This is a genomic window from Streptomyces sp. NPDC004788 (assembly GCF_053601115.1).
On sequence record NZ_JBSGBF010000071.1, the window covers coordinates 23259 to 43367 of the forward strand.

Annotated in this window: 10 protein-coding genes; 5 read left to right on the forward strand and 5 right to left on the reverse strand. The window is 74.9% G+C overall.

The genetic code is table 11. The features are described from left to right. The first annotated feature begins 7 nt into the window (after positions 1–7). The 3 genes from ACWEJX_RS26725 to ACWEJX_RS26735 are packed head-to-tail and all read left to right on the forward strand — an operon-like array spanning position 8 to position 7274. Positions 8–1942: a VMAP-C domain-containing protein gene (locus tag ACWEJX_RS26725; protein WP_451609955.1), complete on the forward strand. Its 1935-nt coding sequence runs from the start codon at positions 8–10 to the stop codon at positions 1940–1942. Next, positions 1942–2979: an AAA family ATPase gene (locus ACWEJX_RS26730; protein WP_451609956.1), complete on the forward strand. Its 1038-nt coding sequence runs from the start codon at positions 1942–1944 to the stop codon at positions 2977–2979. Before ACWEJX_RS26725 ends, ACWEJX_RS26730 begins: the two co-directional genes overlap by 1 nt. Then, a complete protein-coding gene (locus tag ACWEJX_RS26735; protein ID WP_451609957.1) occupies positions 2976–7274 on the forward strand; it encodes an SAV_2336 N-terminal domain-related protein in 4299 nt (1432 codons plus the stop codon). Before ACWEJX_RS26730 ends, ACWEJX_RS26735 begins: the two co-directional genes overlap by 4 nt. Before the next feature lie 10 nt (positions 7275–7284). On the opposite strand, the gene ACWEJX_RS26740 is transcribed toward ACWEJX_RS26735, so the two are convergent. Then, the gene (locus ACWEJX_RS26740) at positions 7285–7854 is read right to left on the reverse strand and encodes a carboxymuconolactone decarboxylase family protein (protein ID WP_451609958.1); all 570 of its coding nucleotides are present in this window, start codon (positions 7852–7854) and stop codon (positions 7285–7287) included. A 129-nt stretch (positions 7855–7983) separates the two neighbouring features. Between ACWEJX_RS26740 and ACWEJX_RS26745 the strand changes: the two genes are divergently transcribed. Then, positions 7984–8667 carry an HAD-IA family hydrolase gene (locus ACWEJX_RS26745; protein WP_451609964.1) on the forward strand — a complete coding sequence of 228 codons (684 nt, stop codon included), beginning with the start codon at positions 7984–7986 and terminating at the stop codon, positions 8665–8667. Between the two features lie 261 nt (positions 8668–8928). Here ACWEJX_RS26745 and ACWEJX_RS26750 read toward each other — a convergent pair whose 3' ends face one another. The 3 genes from ACWEJX_RS26750 to ACWEJX_RS26760 all read right to left on the reverse strand — a co-directional run bounded on the left by ACWEJX_RS26750 (position 8929) and on the right by ACWEJX_RS26760 (position 16538). Beyond that, positions 8929–10032 carry a trypsin-like serine peptidase gene (locus ACWEJX_RS26750; RefSeq protein ID WP_451609959.1) on the reverse strand — a complete coding sequence of 368 codons (1104 nt, stop codon included), beginning with the start codon at positions 10030–10032 and terminating at the stop codon, positions 8929–8931. Positions 10033–10112: 80 nt separating this feature from the next. Further along, positions 10113–15479: a trypsin-like peptidase domain-containing protein gene (locus ACWEJX_RS26755; protein ID WP_451609960.1), complete on the reverse strand. Its 5367-nt coding sequence runs from the start codon at positions 15477–15479 to the stop codon at positions 10113–10115. 111 nt (positions 15480–15590) lie between these two features. Next, on the reverse strand, positions 15591–16538 hold the full coding sequence (locus ACWEJX_RS26760; RefSeq protein WP_451609961.1) for a DNA/RNA non-specific endonuclease: 948 nt from the start codon (positions 16536–16538) through the stop codon (positions 15591–15593). Positions 16539–16644: 106 nt separating this feature from the next. Between ACWEJX_RS26760 and ACWEJX_RS26765 the strand changes: the two genes are divergently transcribed. Continuing rightward, entirely contained in the window at positions 16645–17454 is an 810-nt protein-coding gene (locus tag ACWEJX_RS26765; RefSeq protein WP_451609962.1) for a caspase family protein, read from the forward strand. Positions 17455–17577: 123 nt separating this feature from the next. Here the strand turns inward: ACWEJX_RS26765 and ACWEJX_RS26770 are convergent. Next, positions 17578–20109, reverse strand: a 2532-nt coding sequence (locus ACWEJX_RS26770) for a LuxR C-terminal-related transcriptional regulator (protein WP_451609963.1), incomplete at its 5' end; no start/stop codon positions are given.

Consider the following 20109-nt stretch of genomic DNA (forward strand, 5'->3'; position numbering starts at 1 on the left):
CGACGGAGTGACCCGGGGCACGGGCTTCTTCGTCGCGCCCGGCACCGTCGTGACCTGCGCCCATGTCGCCGGCGCCGAGCCCGGCGCCGTCGTGCCGGTGACCTGGGACGGAGCAACGTACGACGGGGAGATCCGCGCGGCCTCGCCGGCGCCGCCCGGGGGGCGGGGCCGTGGCCTCTGGCCGTACCCCGATCTCGCGATCGTCCGGCTGCGCCGCCCGCCCGCCGGCCACCCGTGCGTCTGGCTCGCCCCGCTGCCCGTCGGCTCCGGCACGGAGCTGACCGCCGCCGGATACTCCGACGTCTACGAGACCGGTGTGGCCGCCGAGCGGATCACGCCGCTGCGGGCGGGCGGCCGGCAGCAGCTCCAGGGCGGCCCGATGATCGAGCTCAGGGACGGCGAGATCAACCACGGCCTGTCCGGCGGCCCGGTCCTCGACCACCGCTCCGGCGGTGTCTGCGCGATCGTCAAGGCCACCCGCCGCAAGGACTCCGACATGGGCGGCCTCGGCACGCCGGTGAGCGCGCTGAGACTGCTCGACCCGAACGCGTACCGCGAACTCATCCGCGCCCACGACCTCTTCCACGCCACCGACGAGCGCTGGAGCCGCCTCGCCGACCGCCTCGCCGGCACCGGCACCGGCACCGGCGCCGAGTTGGCCTGGGCGGTTGCGGGCGCCGCCGAGACGCGCCGGATCCTCGGGGCCCTGGCCGCACTCCCGGCCCGTACCGATCCGGCCGCCCACCGGGCCGCGTTCACCGCCGCCGCGCCCGCCGGCTGCCGACCGCGCGAGCTGCCGCCGCTCCTGGACCACCGCGACGTGTTCAGCGACCTGGCCGCGCTGATGCCGCCGGAACCGGGCGTGCTGCCGTACGAGCTGGCCTTCGCCGCCGACCGGGCCCGGGAGGCGGCGCGGGAGACCGTACGGGAGGGGGCAGGACCGGCGCAGCCGCTGCGCGATCTGGTGCTCATCGCGGCCGGCGCGCTCCACCTCGGCCCGCAGGCCCAGCTCCGTCTCGGGTCGGCGGAGGCGGCCGCCGGGCGGGGGCCGGGCGGTGGCGCGGACACCGGCGGGTCCGGCGAACGACCCTCGGTCATCGGCCGGATCCGGCACTCGCTGCGGGACCGGAAGCTCTACCACGTCATGGTGTGGCGCTACCGCTCCGCCCGCGACATCGCCCCGGCCGGCCCCGAGTCCGAGGCGCTGCCGCTGCCCGGGGCCGTCGAGCGCCTGGCCGCGCTCCTCCCCGAGCAGGTCGAGGCCATGGGCGGCTGGGGCGAGCCCGGCCTGATCGAGCTGATCCTGCCGAAGGAGGCCCTCGACGAGGGCTTCTCGCGGCTGCCGCTGCCGCCGCCCTTCGACTGGGCGTGCCTCGGCCACAAACAGGGCGTCGTGGTACGCCCCCTGGAGCGCCACGAAGTGCCGTCGCTGCACGGTGCGCTGGAGCGGCGCTGGAAGGAGCTCGACGGCCGGCCGCTCGGCGAGGCGCTGGTCTGCGTGTGCGGCCGGGACGACCAGCACCGCACGGCGCTCGGCGCCACGTTCGAGCTCGACCCGTCGCTCGCGGCGCTCGCCCTGGCCGGCTCGCCGCGCAGCGGACCGGTCGCCGACGCGTACCGGGTGGCGGTCGCCTCCGGCGTGCCGATGATGGTGTGGCACCGTGAAAGCCCCGCCTGTGACCTGGGCGCGGCTGCGCCGCCCTGCCGGGTGCCCGGCCCGGGAGCCTGCCGCGGCAGCGCCTTCCTGGCCGCCGCCCGGGCCGGGCTCGGCGCCAGCACCCGTGACGAACTTCCGGAGCACGTACGCAGGTTGCGGCTGGAAGCGCAGTTGCCGCAGCACCGTGGCGGCCACGTAGGAGAGGACATCGTGCTGCTGTGGGACGACCCCCGGCGGCAGATACCCCGCGTGCCCCTGGCACCGGCCGAGGAAGGAAGACCCTGATGAGCCAGTGGCGGATCTACCGGGGCGTCACCGAACCCCACGACGGCATCGACCGGCTGCCCGCACCGCCGCCCTGGCGCGACTTCGCACGCCAGGACGCGCGGCTCACCCCCTTCGACCGCACCCGCGACGACGGCAACGGCCGCCGGCTCCCCGTCGGCGACGCCTACCGCGCCGACGAGCGCACCGTCGAGGCCGTCAACACCGCCCTCTACCTGCGCCGCCCGCTGCTCGTGACCGGCGACCCGGGCGTCGGCAAGTCCACCCTCGCGCACGCCGTGGCGCGGGAACTGAAGCTGGGACAGGTGCTGCGCTGGCCGGTCAACAGCAAGACCGGTCTGCGCGACGGCCTCTACCGCTACGACTCCCTGGGCCGCCTGGAGGAGGCCGGCGTGGCGCGCGAGCGCGGCGACTCGAAGGGCGAGGGCGGTCCGGTGGACCTCGGCCGGTACGTACGGCTCGGGCCGCTCGGCACCGCCCTCGCCCCCTACGCCCTGCCCCGGGTGCTGCTCGTCGACGAGATCGACAAGAGCGACATCGACCTGCCCAACGACCTCCTCGACGTCTTCGAGGAGGGTTCCTTCGAGATTCCCGAGCTGTCGCGGGTCGCCGACATCCAGCCGGAGGTCCGGGTCAGGCCGGCCGACGACGGCGAGGCCGTCACCGTGTCCGGTGGCACCGTACGGTGCCACACCTTCCCCTTCGTGATCCTCACCAGCAACGGCGAACGCGAGTTCCCGCCCGCCTTCCTGCGCCGGTGCGTCCGGCTGCACCTGCCCGCCGTCGACGACGACACGCGGCTCCGCGCCATCGTCCGCGCCCATCTGCCGACGGCCGAGGGCGACGCCGACGAGGTCGTCGAACGCTTCCTGCGCCACGCGGCGACGGGCGAACTCGCCACCGACCAACTCCTCAACGCCGTCTACCTGGTGAGCCGCACCACCAGGGACGGCGCGCCCGACCTGGACCGGCTGACCGAGCTGGTCTTCCAGCACCTCAACGTGACGGTCCCGGCGGACCGGGGCCCGGCGGCATGATCGAACGGCTGGCGGCGCTGCTGCGCACCCTGAACGAGTCAGACACGCCTCCGAGCGGACGAGAGGTGGCCGAACTCGTCTGGTTGGCGGGCGCGTTGCCGCAGGAGGAGACGGACGGGGATCCCGCGGACGGCGGACAGGTCGATGTCCATCCGCGCCGCGTCCCCGGGAACCCGCCGACGTTCGACCGACCCGAGTCCGCGCTGCGCCCGGCCCGGCCGCACGCCCGCGTCTTCCTGCCGGACGCGGGCCTCGGCAGCACCGCTCCCTCGCCTCCGTGCACCGAGCAGTCCGAAGCGCCGGTGGAACGCGCCACCCCGGTCCGCGTGCCCGGCCCCGCCACCCTGCCACGCCGCCGCGAACTCGCGCGTGCCCTGCGCCCGTTGAAGCGCCGGGCACCCTCGCCCGTACGCACCGAGCTCGACGAGGACGCCACCGCGAGCCGGATCGCCGACCACCGCCACTGGCTTCCGGTCCTCGTCCCCGCCGCCGACCGCTGGCTCGACGTGAACCTCGTCTTCGACGCGTACGACACCGGCGCCGTCTTCTGGGAGCCGCTCGCCCGCGAACTGCGCGCCTTCCTCGACCGGCTCGGCGCCTTCCGCTCCGTACGCCTCCACCACCTGCTGCCCCGCCCCGACGGCACCGCCGGTCTCGGTCGGCTGCTTCGCCCGCCCGCCTCCGCCGTGGACCCGACCGGCCGCACCCTCACCCTCGTCCTCACCGACGGCGTCGCCCCCGCCTGGCGCACGGCCACCCTCCTCGGCCCGCTGCGCGACTGGTCCGCGAGCGGCCCGACCGCGATCCTCCAGACCCTCCCGGAGCGCGTCTGGGACCAGACGGCGCTGCCACCCCGGCCCGGCCGCTTCCGCACGACCGAGTCCGGCGCGCCCAACCCCCGTATGGAATTCAAGGGTTACGGCATCGACACCCGGCCCACCGGCGCCGTCGTGCCCGTCCCCGTCCTCGGCGTCACCCCGGAATGGCTGGCCCCCTGGGCCCGCGCGATCGCCCGGCCCGACGCCTTCGACGGCGCGGCCGTCCTGCTGCCGGCGGCCGGACCACTGCCCACCGAGGCCGAGCCGGCCCACGAACGGCGCGCCGGATTCGAGGAGTTCCAGGCCCGCGCCCACCCCGACGTCTTCCGCCTCGCCGCCTACCTGGCCGCCGCCCCGCTGAACCTGGCCGTGATGCGCACCGTCCAGTCCGCCCTGCTGCCCCACAGCCCGCCCTCCGACCTCGCCGAGATCGTCTACAGCGGTCTCCTCCACCGCGTCGGCCCCGACCGCCCCACCGGCGGCCCCCTCGACCGTGCCTACGACTTCGTGCCCGGCGTCCGCGAGCGCCTCCTCGCCACCCTCCGCCGCGACGAGGCCGACGACGTCCTCACGGCCGTCTCCGCCTACGTCGACGACCACGCCCCCGCCCTCGGCGCCCGCTTCACGGCCGCCATCGCGGACCCGGACGGCCCGCTGACCCTGCCGGTGGGGGCGCGGCACTGGGCGGAGGTGCACACTCTGGTGCGCAGACGGCAGGGCCGGGGGCCGGTGACGGCGACCGCACCGGTGCGGGCGGGACGGCGCCTTCTGGTCACCTCGGGCCGGGCGCCCTGGGCACGGGAAGGCTTCCGGATGATCCAGCAGGCGTTCGGGGCGTTCGGCTATCAGCACGTCCCGGTTGACGAGCCGGGCCCGGCGGACTCCGTCGTGGTCTACCACGCGGACAACGACGACGTGGACGATCTGGAGGCGAATCTTGAGGCGCTGCTTCTGCGCGATCCCCACCACGTGCTGATGCTGGTCGAGGCCCCGAGCCCGTGGCCCATCGGCGAACTTCCCCTGCAGCGCTACCTGGACATGGCCGGGCCCGTCACGAACGTGTGGGCGGTGACCACACCGGCCGACACCTTCCCCCGTGCCGATCCTCTGTTCGCCAGGGCGGTGGTGCGGGCCCTGGACGCCCTGGAGGCCGGGCCGGGCCGCCGGTACGTCGACATCGACAGTTTCGTCGGCCGGCTGCGGGACGCGTGCGAACACCTCGACCCACCCCTGCTGGTCACCGTCGGCAGGAACGCGGGGCTCGCCGCCACGCCGCCGTTCTTCCCGAACCCCTTCTACGCCCCGCGGCTCGCCGAGGGCGCGCACCCGATCACGAACGCGCCCGCGCTCGCCGCCGTGTCCTCGTGGCTGCACCAGCGAAGGCCGGGCGTCTGCTTCGTCGTCGGCTCGCCCGGTTCCGGCAAGACCACGGTCCTCGAATCGCTCCTGACCCTCACCGGTCCGGACCGCCCCGACCGCGACGTCCTGCCCGCGAGCCCGCTGCCCCCGACCGACCTGCGCTATCTCACCCTGGATCAGGCAGACGGGCCGTACCTCGCCCACGAGACCGTGATCGTCGTCGACGACGCGGAGGACCCCGGCCTGCTCAGATCCCTCGCGTCGAGGTACCAGGTCATGGTCGTCGCCGCCATCGACCGCACGGCCCACATCGACCCCTTCGGCGACGACCCCGTCGCCCGGGTGGACCTCGACAGCCCCGACTACCGCCTCCCCATGGACATCTATTCCCGCTGCCTCGCGGCCGGCATCGAGACCGAACCGGACGTCGCCGAGGAGATCGGGGCCGCACTCGCCGCGCACTCCGGCCACTCCCATGCGATGGCCCGGCTGCTGGCCCAGCGGATCCGCGCCCGCCACGTGTCGCTGGTCCCCGGGTCCGCCGCACCGACCTGGTCCGACCTCACCTGGGCGCTCGACTCCTTCGTCCGCCGCTTCGGCGACGGCGACGCGGGGAAGGCGCTGCGCATGCTGCGCGCCCTCGCGTACGCGGAAGGGGAGGGCGTGCCCGGTCCGGTCTGGCAGGTGATGACGACGTGCCTGATGCGGGAGGACTGCACCGCGAGGGACATCGCCTGGCTCCACGAACGGATGGACGGCTTCCTCACGGTCACGGCGACCCCGGACGGTCTCGCGTACCGCCTGCCGCACCCGTCGTTCGCCGCCGCGCTCCGCGAGGACGTGCTGAGCGAGCGCGAGGTGCAGCGGGCCCTCTTCCGGGCCCTGCGCGACCTGGCGCCCCCGGGCCGGGACGGCGAGGGACGCGACTGGGAGGCGGCGCCCTGGTACGTGGTGGCTCACGCGGTCACGCACGCGGCGCAGGGCGGCATGCTGGCCGAGCTCCTGGCGGACGCCGATTTCCTGGTCGCGGCGGATGTTCCGGCACTCGCCCAGGCCCTCCGGGTGGCGGGGACGGCGAGCGCGGTCGCCCGCGCGTACCTGAGCGTCGCCGGGCACCTGGAGCGGACCACCGGTGACGGGCGCCGGGACCTGCTCGCCCTCGCCGTGCTCAGGCACGGCGACAGGGGACTGGCGCTGGCGCTGGCGCGGGGGCGGGGATGGCGGCCGTTGTGGGCGTTGGCCGAGACAGGGGTGACGGCGGTCGACTCGGGCTCGTCCCCGGACGGGAGGCGGGTCGTGCTCGGCGACCGGGAAGGGGCGTGCGAGGTCCGGGACGCGACGACCGGCACGGTGGTGGGCCGGATCGCCGGCGTGGGCCCGGTGCGGTGGGTGACCTGTGCGGTGGCGCGGGGAAAGCAGTTCGCCGCCGTCGGCTGGGAGAGCGGAGAGGTGAGCGCGCTGCGGCTGCGCGACGGGGAACTCCGGGGCACGCGCTTCGAGTCGCCGCCGTGGCGTCTCGTCGCCGGGACCGACGCCGGCGGCAGCCCTCACCTCGTGGTGGCCGGCGAGGGTGAGCCCCTCCTGCTCTGGGACCTCTTCCTGGGGCAGACCCGCCACGGCCACCCCTTCCTACCTGGCGCGCGCCCCGTCGCCCTGGCCTGCACGCGGGTCGGCGGCCGCGTTCACACCGTCACGGCGGCCGGGTCCCACCTGGAGGTTGTGCCCCTCGAAGGAGAGGGTGTCATAAGGGAGTTGCCCCACTTCACCGACGTGCTCGATGTCGCCTGCACCACGGACGGCGTCGCCGTCGCCGGCACCGAGCACGGGATCCACGTCTGGCTCGTCGACCGGGTAGAGCAGGCGGGGCGGCTGGGGCCCCCGCTGCCCGTCCCGCACGTGGCGGTCGAGTCGGTGGACGGCAGGAACGTCGTCGTCGGGGCGAGGACCGACGGCCTGCTCCAGGTCTGGGGCCACACCCCGTACGACGCGCCTCCGCTGACGCTCCGCCTGCCCGGTCCCGCCGAGGCCCTGACCCTCGTCGACCGGATCCTCACCGTGGTGGTCGGTGGCGACGTCTACGCACTTGAGCTGCCGTACGTACGGGAACTCCCGGCGTAGCGCACCCCGGCTACTCGTCCACCTCCCCGTCCGGCTGGATCCCCGCCAGCAGGTTGAACGCGCCCGTCAGCATGTTCAGCGTCACCACCCCCACCACCTCCGCGATGATCCGGTCGCTCCAGCCGTGCTCGCGCAGCTCCGCCACGTCCTCGTCGCCGAGTGCGCTCGGCTCGACCAGGACCTTCAGGGCGACGCCGATCAGCGCCGCCTCGCGCTGGTCCGTCGAGGTGCCCTGGCGGGCGAGGGAGATGTCCGCGTCCGTGAGGCCGGCGGCGCGGGCGGCCGCGACATGGGCTTCGCGGCAGGTGCCGCAGCCGATCCACTCCTGGACGGCGAGGGAGATCTTCTCGCTCAGCGCGCGGGGGATCTTCACCCGCTTCATCGCGCGCGACAGGCTGAGATAGCCCTCCAGGACGGCGGGGGAGTGGGCCATGGTGGACACCATCTCGCCCGCCGAGCCGTGCCGCTCGACGATGTCGGCGAGCAGCTCGCGCGCCCTGCCCGTGGCCTGCTCCGGCTGGAGCGCGGCCAGCCGCCGCACCGTCACCGTCTTGCCGCCGCGCGTCGTCGTCTCCCGCACGCTGCCTCCTTGTGTCCGAATTTCCGAACGAGATACCCGTGGGGGGTATAACGCGGACGCGCTTTCCGGAGTTCCCGGGCCGGTCCCGTCCGTTTCGCGTTCTACGATCGGAGGGTGATCAAAGGTGTCATGTTCGACTTCTCCGGCACGCTGCTCCGCGTCGAGCCCGTCGCCCACTGGCTGGACGCGGGCCTCGCCGCGTCGGGTGTGCGTCTCTCCGGCGACGACTTCGCCCATGCCGTGGAACGGCTCACCTTCCACGGCGCCCTGCCCGGCGGCCCCTCGCCGCAGAAGGTGCCCCGCAGACTGAAGAAGCTGTGGGCGGAGCGCGACCTCGACGCGGAACGGCACCGCGCCGCGTACACCGCGCTGATCCACGAGGCGGGGGTGACCGACCCCGGGCTCGCCCGCGCGCTCTACGACCGGCACATGGCCCCCGAGGCCTGGCACCCCTACCCCGACACCGCGCGCACCCTCGCCGATCTGAGCCGGGCCGGCGTCGCCGTCGCCGTGGTCAGCAACATCGCCTGGGACCTGCGCCCGCTGTTCCGCGCCCATGGGCTCGACGAATGGGTCGACGTCTACGCCCTGTCGTACGAGGTCGGCGTCCAGAAGCCGGACCCGGCGATCTTCCGCTACGCCTGTGAAGGCCTCGGCCTCGCCCCGGTCGACACGCTGATGGTCGGCGACGACCGCACGGCCGACGGCGGCGCCGGTGCGCTCGGCGCCCGGGTCCACTTCGTCGATCACCTGCCCGTCGACCGCCGCCCGCACGGCCTGCGCTCCGTCTTCGGTCTCCTCGGCAGCGCCTGAGCACCATCACCCGCCCGCGCAACCGCCGGGAAAGGCAAGGGGGTTGACGGGAACGCGCCGGGTTCACGCCCCCGCCGCGCCGGGTTCACGCTCGGCCGCCGGGGTGGGGGTCGCTCTCTGAAACACCTTCGGACACCCCGTCGTCCGAAGGGTGAGCATTTTCGCTCCCCTCGGAGCGGCCGCAAGCAGGCCGAACTCGCCCGGAGGCTCAAGGCCCTGCACGACGCGAAGAAGGGCCCCACGCCCTGAACAACGCTCCGCTCACACCCAGTTGACGTTCGCCTTCGCGAGCAGCGGGTCGTCCACCAGCTCCCACAGCGGCACCGCCACGTTCCCGATCCGGTACTTGCCGCCGTAGTGCAGCCCGAGCACCCGGTGGTCGGTCAGGTCGAACACCGGGGAGCCGCTGTTGCCGCCGAGCGTCGAGCAGTCGTGCTTCACCACCAGGCCGCCGGGCGTGAACTCGGTCGTCATGCCCGGCTGCAGCCGCTTCACGTTGTAGATGTCCATGAAGATCCGGCGCATCGACTCGGGCTCGTTGCGCCGCCCGTCCCAGGCCGGATAGCCGATCACGTACACCGGCCGGCCCGGCACGCTCGCCGGGGCGTCCGCCGCGACGGCCAGCGGCGTCGGCAGCGGCTCGTCGTCGGGCGGCGCGATCCGCAGCAGCGCCATGTCGAGGTCCGGGTGGATGCCGATGACCTCGGTGATCTCGTACGGGAGCGGGGCCGCGGCCGGGACCGGGCCGGGTGCCTGCGGTGCGGGCAGCTCCTCGCCGGGGTCGACGCGTGCCGTCATGCCCTCCTGGAACGTCCAGCCGGCGCCGTCGGCGCGGCTGAACTCGGCGGCCACGTGCCGGTTGGTCATCACCGCGTCGGGGCCCACCAGGAAGGCCGTGCCGATCCAGGCCAGACTGGGGTGCCCGGTCACGTCCACCCGGCCCACCCGGGCGATCGACTCACGGATCGCGGGGCGCGCCGCGTCGAGCACCGACCAGTCGCCGGGCTGCGGGGCGAAGTCCTGCCCCTGCACCAGGATCGCGGGCCGGCCCTCCAGGAGGACGATCGCCTCCACCCCGAAGTACTCGTCCTCGTCGACCTCGTCCGCCCGGCCGCCCGCCAGCTTCTCCAGGCCCGCCACGCCCGCCTCCAGGACCCGGGCGCGCTCCTCCTGGGCGAACCGGGAGATCTCGCCGGCCGGGACGGCGCCGGGTGGCAGCTCCTCGGCGGACTCCTGGATCTCCAGCTCCTGTTCGAGCCGGTCGCGCACCCGCGCCGCCACCTCCGTCAGATCGCCGAAGACCTGCTCGGGTCCGGTCGCGACCGGTGAGCCGGTGTGCGAGCCGCTCCGTGATCCGTAACCCATCTCCCGTCACCTCCGCCGTCCGCTCTCGCTCTCCTTCGCCGGCTTCCGGCGTCCGCTCTCTTCCGGCGTCTCTTCCGGCGTCAACCCTCCGCGGCCTCCGGCGGCAGCGCCGCCTGCGCCGCCATGATCTCCGCGTACAACTCGGGCCGGTTCTCCCGCAGGTGGGCGAGGATCGCGCACATCTGGGTGCCGACGTTGACGACCGCGGTCGTGCGGCCCTGGTACTCGACCCCGCTCTTGCGGCGCGCGCCGCGGTGCAGGGCCACCACCGTCCAGCGGTCCGTGAACACCGGCGAGCCCGAGGATCCGCCCTGGGTGTCGGTGAAGTACGCGACGTCCCGGTCGTTCGCCTCGTACACCAGGTTGTTGCGCAGGGCCACCCGCTTCGGTTTGCCCTCCGGGTGCTGGATGATGTTGACCGCCTGGGGGTCGTTCCCCCGGCACTCGAAGAGCGCCGTGGTCACGCGCAGCACCGCCCGCTGCGGCTGGGCGGTCCGCAGGCGCAGGATCGCGTAGTCGAGCTGTGCGTCCCAGGCGACGAGTTCCTCGGCCGTGGCCTCCTCGGGCTCGATCTCGTCGGCCGCGTAGTCGAAGCGCGAACGGGAGTTGCGCACCTGCATCTGGAGGTCCTTCTCCGCGACCAGCTCCCGGCCGCCGCTCCCGCCGCTGCGAGCGTTCACCACGTGATGATTGGTGACCAGGAGCCCGGGAGCGATCAGCCAGCCGGTGCCCAGGTGCGGATACGGCGGATAGAGCGGCTTCTCGTCCCGGTACGGCGGCACGCTGACCCGGGCGACGGCGGCGCCCGCCAGCAAGCCGTCCTGCAGGAACTCGAAGGGGACCATGTCGTCGCGGACGACGATCTCCTCCTTGAACTCGCCCGTCAGGAGGTCGGCCGGCAGCTCCGGCTCGCCCGTCGAGGCCCGCACCACCCGGTCGAGGGCCCGCTGGAAGACGGCGACCGCCCCCGGGTCGGCGGCCATCGCGATGGCGTTGCGCAGCCACAGCTCCAGCGGCACCTCGCCCTCCAGCAGCCGCTCGGCGATGTTCATGGTCTCCAGGTCCTTCCGCACCTGGAGGAAGGGCGTCGGCTGCGGCGGCAGCATGGCCCAGAAGTACTCCCTGATCCCGCTGAACAGCGAGGCGCGCAGCTCCCGGTCGGCGACGCCCGCCTCCACGGCCGCGTTCGCCACCGCGAGCAGCTCGTCCCCGCTCAGATACGGTTCCTCCCGCCACTTCGCGTCCACCTGGGTCGGCGCCGGCGTGACCCCCACCAGGCCGCCCGCCCCGGCGGACACCCGCCCATGGCCGAACCGGGTGTCGCCGCCCGGTCCGGCCATCCCCGAGCCCGCGTCCACCGCCGCGGCCACCCCGCGCAGCAGGTCCCCGCTCCGGTCGCTCAGCATCAGCGTCCGCCACGCCAGACCGTCCAGCGTGCCGTGCCGCTGCGCCTCCCGCAGCGCTCCCTCGACCTGATCGGCGGGTACGGGCTGCCCGTACGGTGCGGGCGGTCCGGGCGGCACGGGTCCGCCGCCCGCCGCGGCCCCCGCCGGGCCCGTCCAGACCGGCCCGCCCGGCGCCGCCGGAGTCCCGGCCCCCGGCCCCTGCGCGCCCGCGGCCGCCGCCTGCAGGATCCGGGTCAGCGGCTCGCGCAGCCGCGGCTCGTCGTCCATCGCGGTCCCGATCCACCGGGTCAGCGCCGTTATCACCGCCTCGTCCTCGTCCGGCAGGCCCACCAGGCGCAGGGTCCGGGCCAGGGCCGGCGGGTCCGCGCGGCAGGCCGAGGCGGCCGCCGCCCGGGCCAGGGCCGGCTGCGCGGCCAGCGTCTCGTCGTCGAGTCCGCGCAGCCGGCTGGCGAGCCGGGCGTCCGCCTCCGCCGAGTCCGCGTTCGCGGCCTCCGCGAGCCGGGAGCGGGCCACCAGGACGCCGATCGACTCGTACGGCAGCCGCAGGCCGGCCGCCACGCCCTCCGCCTCCCGCAGGTCCCGGTCGGCGTCGGCGAAGTCGCCCGCGTCCTGCGCGAGCCGCGCCGACAGCTGCAGCAGTTCGAGCCGGGTCTCCGCGCAGCCCGCCTCCTCCGCCCGGTCGACGGCCCGCTCACAGGTCTCCCGGGCGTCCTCGGCCCGTCCGGACCGGGCCAGGTACTCCACGAGCAGCCCGTGCAGTCGGCTGCACGGCGTCCACGGCTGCCGCTCGGCGAGCCGCTGCCCGGCGGCGTCCAGATAGCCCTGGGTGAGCAGGTCCTCGACCTCGCGCGCGGCGATCCGCTCCCAGTCCTGCTGGTCGGCCTCGGCCATGATCGAGTCGGGTACGTGCCCGCCGATCCGGCTGAGCAGGAAGGCGGCCGACCGCGCCGGCATGTCCCGCTCCGCGCCCGCCAGGTGCTGCTCCACGCCGGAGCGCCAACGGGCCTCCACCGTACGGGGGTTCTCGCCGAGCCGCAGTCGGTGGTAGATCTCCTCGGCCCGGTCGGGGACGGTGTCGCGGGCCGCGTAGTAGGCGACCGCCCGGGTGTCGACCGCCCGCATCAGGTCGGTGCGCGCCCCGTCCGACAGCCGCAGCATGATCGAGCGGAGGTCCGGCCGGTGCCGGATCGCCCCCGGTCCCGCCGACTCCATCAGGTCGAGGCGGGAGGTGAGCAGACCGAAGAGGCGGCCCGCCTCGGCGGACGACGACACCACGAGCCCGGCCGGCCCGGCGAGGACCTCGCGCACCAGGTCGGGGGTGATGAACCGCAGCGCGAGCCCCGCCAGGACCAGCGCGCGCACGTCCGGGTCGGCGATGTGCTTGAGGATCCGGTCGTACAGCGTGCCCTGGATCAGCATCTGGTCGACGCTGTTGTGCAGCCGCCGCTGCGAGCGCAGGCTCGCGAGCAGCTCACCGAGCGAGTCGGCCTCCTCGCCGAGGGACATCGCGGTGCGCGCGGCGAGCTTCAGGCTCAGCGGATGGCCGCCGACCTGCTCGTACAGGGTGCGCGCCACCGACTCGTCGTCGACGCCGCACTCCATGAGCAGCGCCACCGACGCCGGCTCGTCGAGCTCCTCCAGCTTCATGGTGCGCGGGGCGAGCACCTTGGCCGGGTGGTCGATCGGCGCGCGCCCGGCGACCACGAACCGCAGCCGCGGATAGGCGGCGCGCAGCGCCGTCCACACCGCCCACATCCGGGAGATGAGCGGCGAGCCCCGGTACTGCGCCTCCTCGAAGGAGTCGACCGCGATCACGAACGGCGGGTCCATCGTGCCCGGCGGGGTGGCGACCGCGCCCGCGACGAGTGTCGCGAGCTCGTGGGCGAGGTCCTGTTCGAGGGCGCTGGCGCGGGCGTGGAAACCGGCCGAGAAGTCCCGCCCGTAGGTGGCCCGGGTCGAGGACAGCCGGGACAGCTCGTCGAGCTCCTCCAGTTCGCCGCGCTGCACGGAGGTGGTCTCGCCGCAGCGTTCGGCGAGCGAGTCGAAGGCCTCCCGGTGGGCCGGATACTGGATCCCGAGCTGCCGGGCCGACTCGGCGATCACCGAGGCCGGTTCGTGGATGGACAGCGTCGGGCGCTCGAAGTCGATGTACGCGAAGGGGAATCCGTCCGGCGCCGCCTCGCGCAGCCCGTCCAGGAGGAAGCGGGCCAGCAGGGTGCTCTTTCCGATGCCGCCGATGCCGTGCAGCAGCACGGGCGGCTCGGCGGGCTCGGCCGGCAGCGCGATGTACGTGCGCAGCGCGTCGAGTTCGCGGCCCCGGCCGAGGAAGGCGGTCCCGGCCAGGCGGCGCAGCGGCTGGAGCAACCGGGCCCGCTCCAGGCGCTGTTGGACGTCCTCGACGGCGGGCAGCAGACCGGCCGTGCCGGGCACCCGGGAGAGCCAGAGCACGGCCTGGAGGGTGTCCGAGAGCTCCTCCACGCCCGCCTCCGCCAGATCGGGCGGGACGCCCGAGAGCAGCGCGAGCGCGGACCGCTCGACGCCGGGGCCGCCGGGCAGCGTGTCGGCGTTCGCGAGGAGCGCGGTCCGGGCCGCGTCGGGGCCCGCGAGGCCCGCCAGGGCCGTCTCCCGCACCTCCGGGGTGAGCACCCAGCGCACCGAGCGCTGCGGGGCGGCGAGCGCCGTGCAGTCGTCGACGAGCTCCAGGACCGCGCGCCCGGTCGGCATCCGCTCACCCGGCAGCCGCAGCTGCGCCGGGTCGAACTCGGCGAGCAGGCAAGCGACTTCGCGGTAGGCGCGGCGCAGCCCGTGCGGCTCGGAGACGGCCTGCGGGGTCGGGGTGCCGAGCGTGGTGTGCAGCACGCCGGTGAAGTCCTCGCGCGCGCGGACGCCCGCGCTCGGGGACCGGCCGAGCCGGAGCCGTACCGCCTCCTCGACCGCCGTGCACACCCGGCGCATGTAGCTGTCCGCGGGATCGGCCGCCTCCGCCGCCCGCAGCACCTCGGCGACCGTCGACTCCACGAGCTCCGGCGGCGGCTCCCCGGCGGGCGGGCCGCCGGGTGCGGTGGGCGCCTCGCGGAAGAACCGCGTGAAGAAGTCGCGGAGTTCGTTCGGGCCGACCGCCTTCGCCGTGTCCCGGCACTCGTTGTTCCGTATGTCGTACGGGAGTTGGTGCAGCGTCGTCGAGTAGCCGAGCAGCACGAGCCGCGGCACGGTCTCCTGCCGTACCGGCGTGTGCTCGTAGATCGCGAGCGCCAGCTTGCCGATGCAGTCCCAGACGTCCGAGTTCGGGTCGAGCGCGTCGCACTCGTCGAGCACCAGCCAGAAGCTGTCCTCGGCGGCGGTGGCCCGGCTGACGATCCGGTGCACGGCGTCGTCGATCGACGGCAGTGGATCGTTCAACCGTGTCGGGTTCAACGGGATCCGGTCGGCGTCGTCCGGGGGCGACACGAACTCCGCGAGCCGCCGCACGAGCCGCGCCGCCGTCGACGTCCGCGACAGCGTGACCCGTACCGGACGGAAGCCGCAGTGCGGCCCCAGATGCCGGATCAGGCGGTAGGTGTACGAGCGGCCGCTGTCCGGCTCGCCGTCCACCACCAGGACCGACAGCTCCGGGTCCGCCACGAATCGGCGCAGCGTCCCGCGCAGCTCCGCCCGGTCGATGAAGACCTCCGTGCCGTGCCGCAGCACCACCGACTCGAACGGGTCCGCCTCCGAGTGCAGCACCTCCTCGTCCTCGCGCACCCGCCCGAGCAGCGCCCGCACCTCCGTGCCCCGCCCCACCGCGTCCGTCTCGTCGAGGTGGTCGAGGGTGCCGAGCCGCGCCAGGGCGTCGAGCAGCCGCCGCTGGTGCTCCAGATCCCGCCGGGCCGCGCCCACGATCATCCGCGCGTTGACGTCCCGGTCCGGGGTGAGCGGCAGATCGGCCACGAAGTCGGTGGTCAGCGCCGTGCGCTGCAGCCGCGTCCGTGGATCCGGATCGTCGAGAAGATGGTCCCGCACCCAGCTGGTGACGAGGCCCCACTCCGTCTCGGTGAGAGGCATGACGCACCTGCCCGGTGTCCCTGTGCTGGAGGGACACCTGCTCGCTGCTGTCATCGTCCCGCCGCCGGGAGGCCGCCGCAATCGCTGCCGGGCCCGCGGGGAGGCCGGCGCTCAGTCCATCATCAGGATGTCCTCGTACGACTCCAGACGCCGCCACCGCTCCTCCGGCGCCCGCATCGGCGGCATCAGGTCCACGTCCGGCAGCGGCCCGAACTCCAGCTCCGTGATCTCGGCGACGTCCGAGACCGGCACCTGGTACGTGCGGAACGGCCCGAGCGGCGGCGGGTCGCCCGCCTTCGCCCCGGCGAAGGCCCGGTCGGCGTCCCGGCTGAGGTCCGGGCTCTGGTCGAGGACGTACGCCGTCGCCGCCAGCGCCCCGTCCTGCATGAACGCGACCACCTTCCAGAACCGCAGCGGCACCTGGATGCCCCGGTACGGCGGGTCGGAGTCGTGCAGGACCGGCCCGGTCAGCACCACGAGCTTGCGGTCGAACTGGGCCGCGTGCTCCAGGAGGTAGTTCTCCAGGCCCTGCCACAGCTCCTTGCCCTGGTTGAACACGTCCATCTGCGGCGCCGCGTTGGTGAAGTGGAAGGTGTCCGTGTTCGCCGTGCCGGCCACCGCCGCCGCGCCCCAGACCGGATCGAGCCGGCGCACCAGATGGCCGCGGTCCAGCCGGTTGTCGCGGTAGATGTCCTCGCCCGCCTGCTGCTCGCGCGGCAGCCGCGGGTCGTACGCCCACACGTCGTCGCGCGGCACGTCCTCAAGGAGCTGGCCGCCCTCGATGCAGACGGCGGTCGACGCGGCCAACCGCCGGTCGGGGCGGAAGACGACGGTGAAGTGCGTGTACGGCAGGATCACCGTCTGCACCGCGGCGCGCGCGGGCAGCGCGAGCGGCACCGCCGGGCCGAGGAAGGTCTCGTCGTAGCCGGCACGGTCGTCGAACTGGCCGTGACCCGGCTGACCGTGCGCGGCGGGCTGGCCGGGAGCGGCGGGCCGGCCGTGCGGGCCGGGCGGGGCGGGAGCGGCCGGCTGACCGCGCCGGGAGTCGCTGGTGTTCATACGATGTAAGTACCGCGCGGGGGAGGGCTGCCCACGGCACCGGACCCGCAGGCCACTCGAACAGACGAGGCCCCCGGTGCCCCTCCGCTCCGGCCAAGGAGGCACCATGCCCACCGGAATCTCCCTGCACATCGGGCTCAACAACGTCGACCCGGACCGCTACGGCGGCTGGGACGGCACACTCGTGGCCTGTGAGAACGACGCCCGCGACATGGCCAGGATCGCCCGCGCGAGCGGCTTCACGGAGACCGTGCTGCTCACCCGCGAGGGCACCGTCGACCGCGTCACCGCCGCCCTGCGCGCGGCGGCCGAACGGCTCGCGGCCGGCGACATCCTGCTCTTCACCTACTCGGGCCACGGCGGCCAGGTCCCCGACGTCGCCGGATCCGACGCCGAACCCGACCGCCTCGACGAGACCCTGGTCTTCTTCGACCGCCAGTTCATCGACGACGAGCTCCACCAGGAGTTCCTGCGCTTCGACGACGGCGTACGGATCGTCACCTTCCTCGACTGCTGCCACAGCGGCAGCAGCATCGAACTGCCGGGCGGCGGAGAGGAACCCGGCCGCTACGTACCCGAGCCGAAGCAGGCCGAGCTGTACGAGCGGGACCGCGACTTCTACGACGACCTGCAGCGCACCCTCGCCAAGGCGGCCACCGTCCGGGGCGACGGACAGGGCCCGCCGGTGATCCTCGTGTCGGCCTGCCAGGACAACCAGGTCGCCGCCGACGGCAGGGTCAACGGCGCCTTCACCGAGGCGCTGCTCGCCGTCTGGAACGACGGCACCTTCCGCGGCGACTACCGCACCTTCCACCAGGCGATCCAGCGGCGCCTGCCGCCCACCCAGAGCCCGAACCTCTACACGACGGGCGCGCCCTCGAACGCCTTCCTGAGCCAGCGTCCGTTCACGGTCTGAGCCGGGCGGGCGGTCAGGGCCGCGCGGGCGGTCAGGTCCGGGCGGGCGGTCAGGTCCGCGTGGACGGTCAGGGCCGGGCGGGCGGTCAGGGCCGGGCGGGCGGTCAGGTCCGGGCGGAGACGGTCACGGTCGCAGCGCGGTCGCGAGCTGGGCGCGGGAGCGCACGTCCAGCTTCTGGTAGATCCGGGTCAACCGGGCCTCGACGGTCTTCACGCTCAGGTACAGCTTGGCCGCCGCCTCCTGGTTGCTGGCGCCCTGCCCGACCAGGCGCGCGAGCCGCAGCTCGGCCTCCGTCAGCGAGGCGAGGCCGGGCGGCGTCTCCTCACGCACCGGGCCGCCCTCGACCGCCGGGCCCGCCGGTGCCTCGCTCGTCAGCGCGAGCCACGGCACCGCCCCGGCGCGCTCGAACAGCGCCGTGGCCGACTGCAGCGCCGCCTGCGCCGCCGAGCGCCGGCGCCGCCGCCGCTCCACCCGGGCGAGCGCGATCAGCGCCCGGCCCTGTTCGAGCGGCAGCTCCGCGTCCGCGAACCGGCTCGCCGTGCCCGCGAGCAGCTCCGCCGCCTCGTCCGTACGGCCCTCCGCCGCCAGACACAGCGCGTACGCCCGGTCGATGCCGAGCAGCACCCGGGGCCGCCCGAGCCGCTCGCCCACCGACCGCACCGCCGCGAGCACCGCCACGGCCTCGTCCACCTCGTCGTGCGCGAGCAGCGCCTCGGCCAGCTCCTCGTGCCAGCGCAGCATCGACGGGTCCACCGTCGACTGCGCCCGCTCGTTGGCCTCGACCCGGCGCAGCGTCTCCAGGGCCGCGGCGACGTCCCCGTTGATCAGCTGCACCCGCCCGAGCGCGTACAGACTGCGTGACAGGAAGACCCGGTCGCCCTCCTCCTCCGACGCCTGCACGCTGCGCCGGGCGTAGCTGGCCGCCCGGGCGAAGCTGCCGCCGGCCGTCTCGGCGAGCGCGAGCGAGTACCAGGCCGGCCCGGGGGAGAGCCCCGCCTCCAGGGTCAGCGCGAGCGCCTGCCCGGCGTGGGCGAGCGACGCACCGCACGGGCCCATCCGCGACTCGATCTCCGCGAGCGTGCTGAGCAGTTCGATGGAGTCCTCCACCGAACCGCGCCGCTGCACCAGCGGGAGCAGTGCGTTCAGCTCCGCCCGCGCGTCCACGAGCCGTCCGTCGAACAGCGCGTGACGGATCGTCAGGATCTGCGCGGTGTTGCGGACCCCGGCCGGCCGCTCGGCCATCTCCAGGGCCCGCGCCTGCGCGAGCACCGCCTCCGCGTCGGGCGTGCCGAGCGCCCGCTCCATCCGCGCCTGTACGGTCATGGCCTGCGCGGCCGTACGGGGATCGCCGATCGACGCGGCCAGTTGCGCCGACTCCATCGCCGCGGCCCGCGAACGCACCGGATCGCCGTCCGCGAGCACGTACTTGACGGCCAGCCGGAGCTGGACGGCGGCCCGCAGCGCCGTGTCGCCCTCGGAGTCCTCCATGGCGTGCACGTACATCTCGTCGAGCCCCGTCAGGCCCTGCCCCGCCGTGTCCAGGACGGCGAGCCTGGCCCGTACCCGGTCCGCCGGCGCCGCGTCCCGGGCCAGCAGATCCGTCGCGGCCCGCATCGCGAGGTCGGCCCGGGCCGCCCGGGCCGCCTCCTCGGCGGCGTCCACCAGGCGGGCGATCCGCCGCCGGCCGTGCGCGCCGGGCGTCGACTCGGCGGCGAGCAGGGCGAGTTCGGCCGCGAGCGCGCTGTTGCCGCGCCGCCGGGCGAGGTCCGCCGCCGCGGCGACCTCCGCCGCCAGCTCCTCCTGCGGCGCGTCGGTGGCGAGCGCCCGGTGCCGTACCGCCTCCACCTCGTCGTCCACGACCTCCGCCAACGCCGCGTGCCCCGCGCTGCGTTCGGCCCAGCAGGCGTCGTGCACCAGCGTGGACGGCAGCAGCCCAGCCGTGAACGCGACCGTGCCGTCCTCGGCGAGCGACACCAGACCCGCCCGCTCGGCCACCGCCAGGTCCGCCTCCGCGTTCGGCCGACCGGCGCGCCGCACCAGGGCCGCCGTCGGCCGCAGCGCGAGCGCCGCGAGCAGCAGCGTCTGCCGCACGTCGGACGGCGCGGCGCCGAGCAACTGCCGTGCCAGGTCCCGGGCCCGCCCGGACAGGGTCAGCGCCTCGGCGTGGTGCACCGGGGTGCGGGCGTCGGCGAGCGAGCGCCCGACGGCGAGCGCGAGCCGCGGATTGCCGCCGCTCGCCTTGTGGATGCGGCCGGCCATCCGGGACGGCAGCCGGTGGTGGATGAGCAGTTCGGCGATCTCGTCGGCGTGCAGCGGCGGCACGAGCAGCACGTCCGCCTCGGACGGCACCCACAGCCGGCTGTCGTGCGCGTCCGCGCCGCCGTACCCGGTGTCGTGCGAGGTCCCGTACACCTCGGGGGTCTCGACGGCGACGACCCGCAGCGCGGGCGGCGCCAGGTGCAGGGCGAACCGGAGCAGATCGGCGCTGTCCGCGTCGATGTGCTGCACCCCGTCGACGACGAGCAGCGCGGGCCCGCGCGCGGTCAGCGCCCGCAGGATCCCGGCGATCCCGAGCCGCAGCGCGATCGGGTCCCAGCCGCCGTCCGCCGGCGGCGCCTCCCGGCACAGCATCGCGACGGCGGCCCGCTGCGGCCC

Coding starts and splice junctions, on each gene's coding strand:
- ACWEJX_RS26730 (WP_451609956.1), top strand. CDS start 1,942: ATGAGCCAGTGGCGGATCTACCGGGGCGTCACCGAACCCCACGACGGC.
- ACWEJX_RS26735 (WP_451609957.1), top strand. CDS start 2,976: ATGATCGAACGGCTGGCGGCGCTGCTGCGCACCCTGAACGAGTCAGAC.
- ACWEJX_RS26745 (WP_451609964.1), top strand. CDS start 7,984: ATGTTCGACTTCTCCGGCACGCTGCTCCGCGTCGAGCCCGTCGCCCAC.
- ACWEJX_RS26750 (WP_451609959.1), bottom strand. CDS start 10,032: ATGGGTTACGGATCACGGAGCGGCTCGCACACCGGCTCACCGGTCGCG.
- ACWEJX_RS26755 (WP_451609960.1), bottom strand. CDS start 15,479: ATGCCTCTCACCGAGACGGAGTGGGGCCTCGTCACCAGCTGGGTGCGG.
- ACWEJX_RS26760 (WP_451609961.1), bottom strand. CDS start 16,538: ATGAACACCAGCGACTCCCGGCGCGGTCAGCCGGCCGCTCCCGCCCCG.
- ACWEJX_RS26765 (WP_451609962.1), top strand. CDS start 16,645: ATGCCCACCGGAATCTCCCTGCACATCGGGCTCAACAACGTCGACCCG.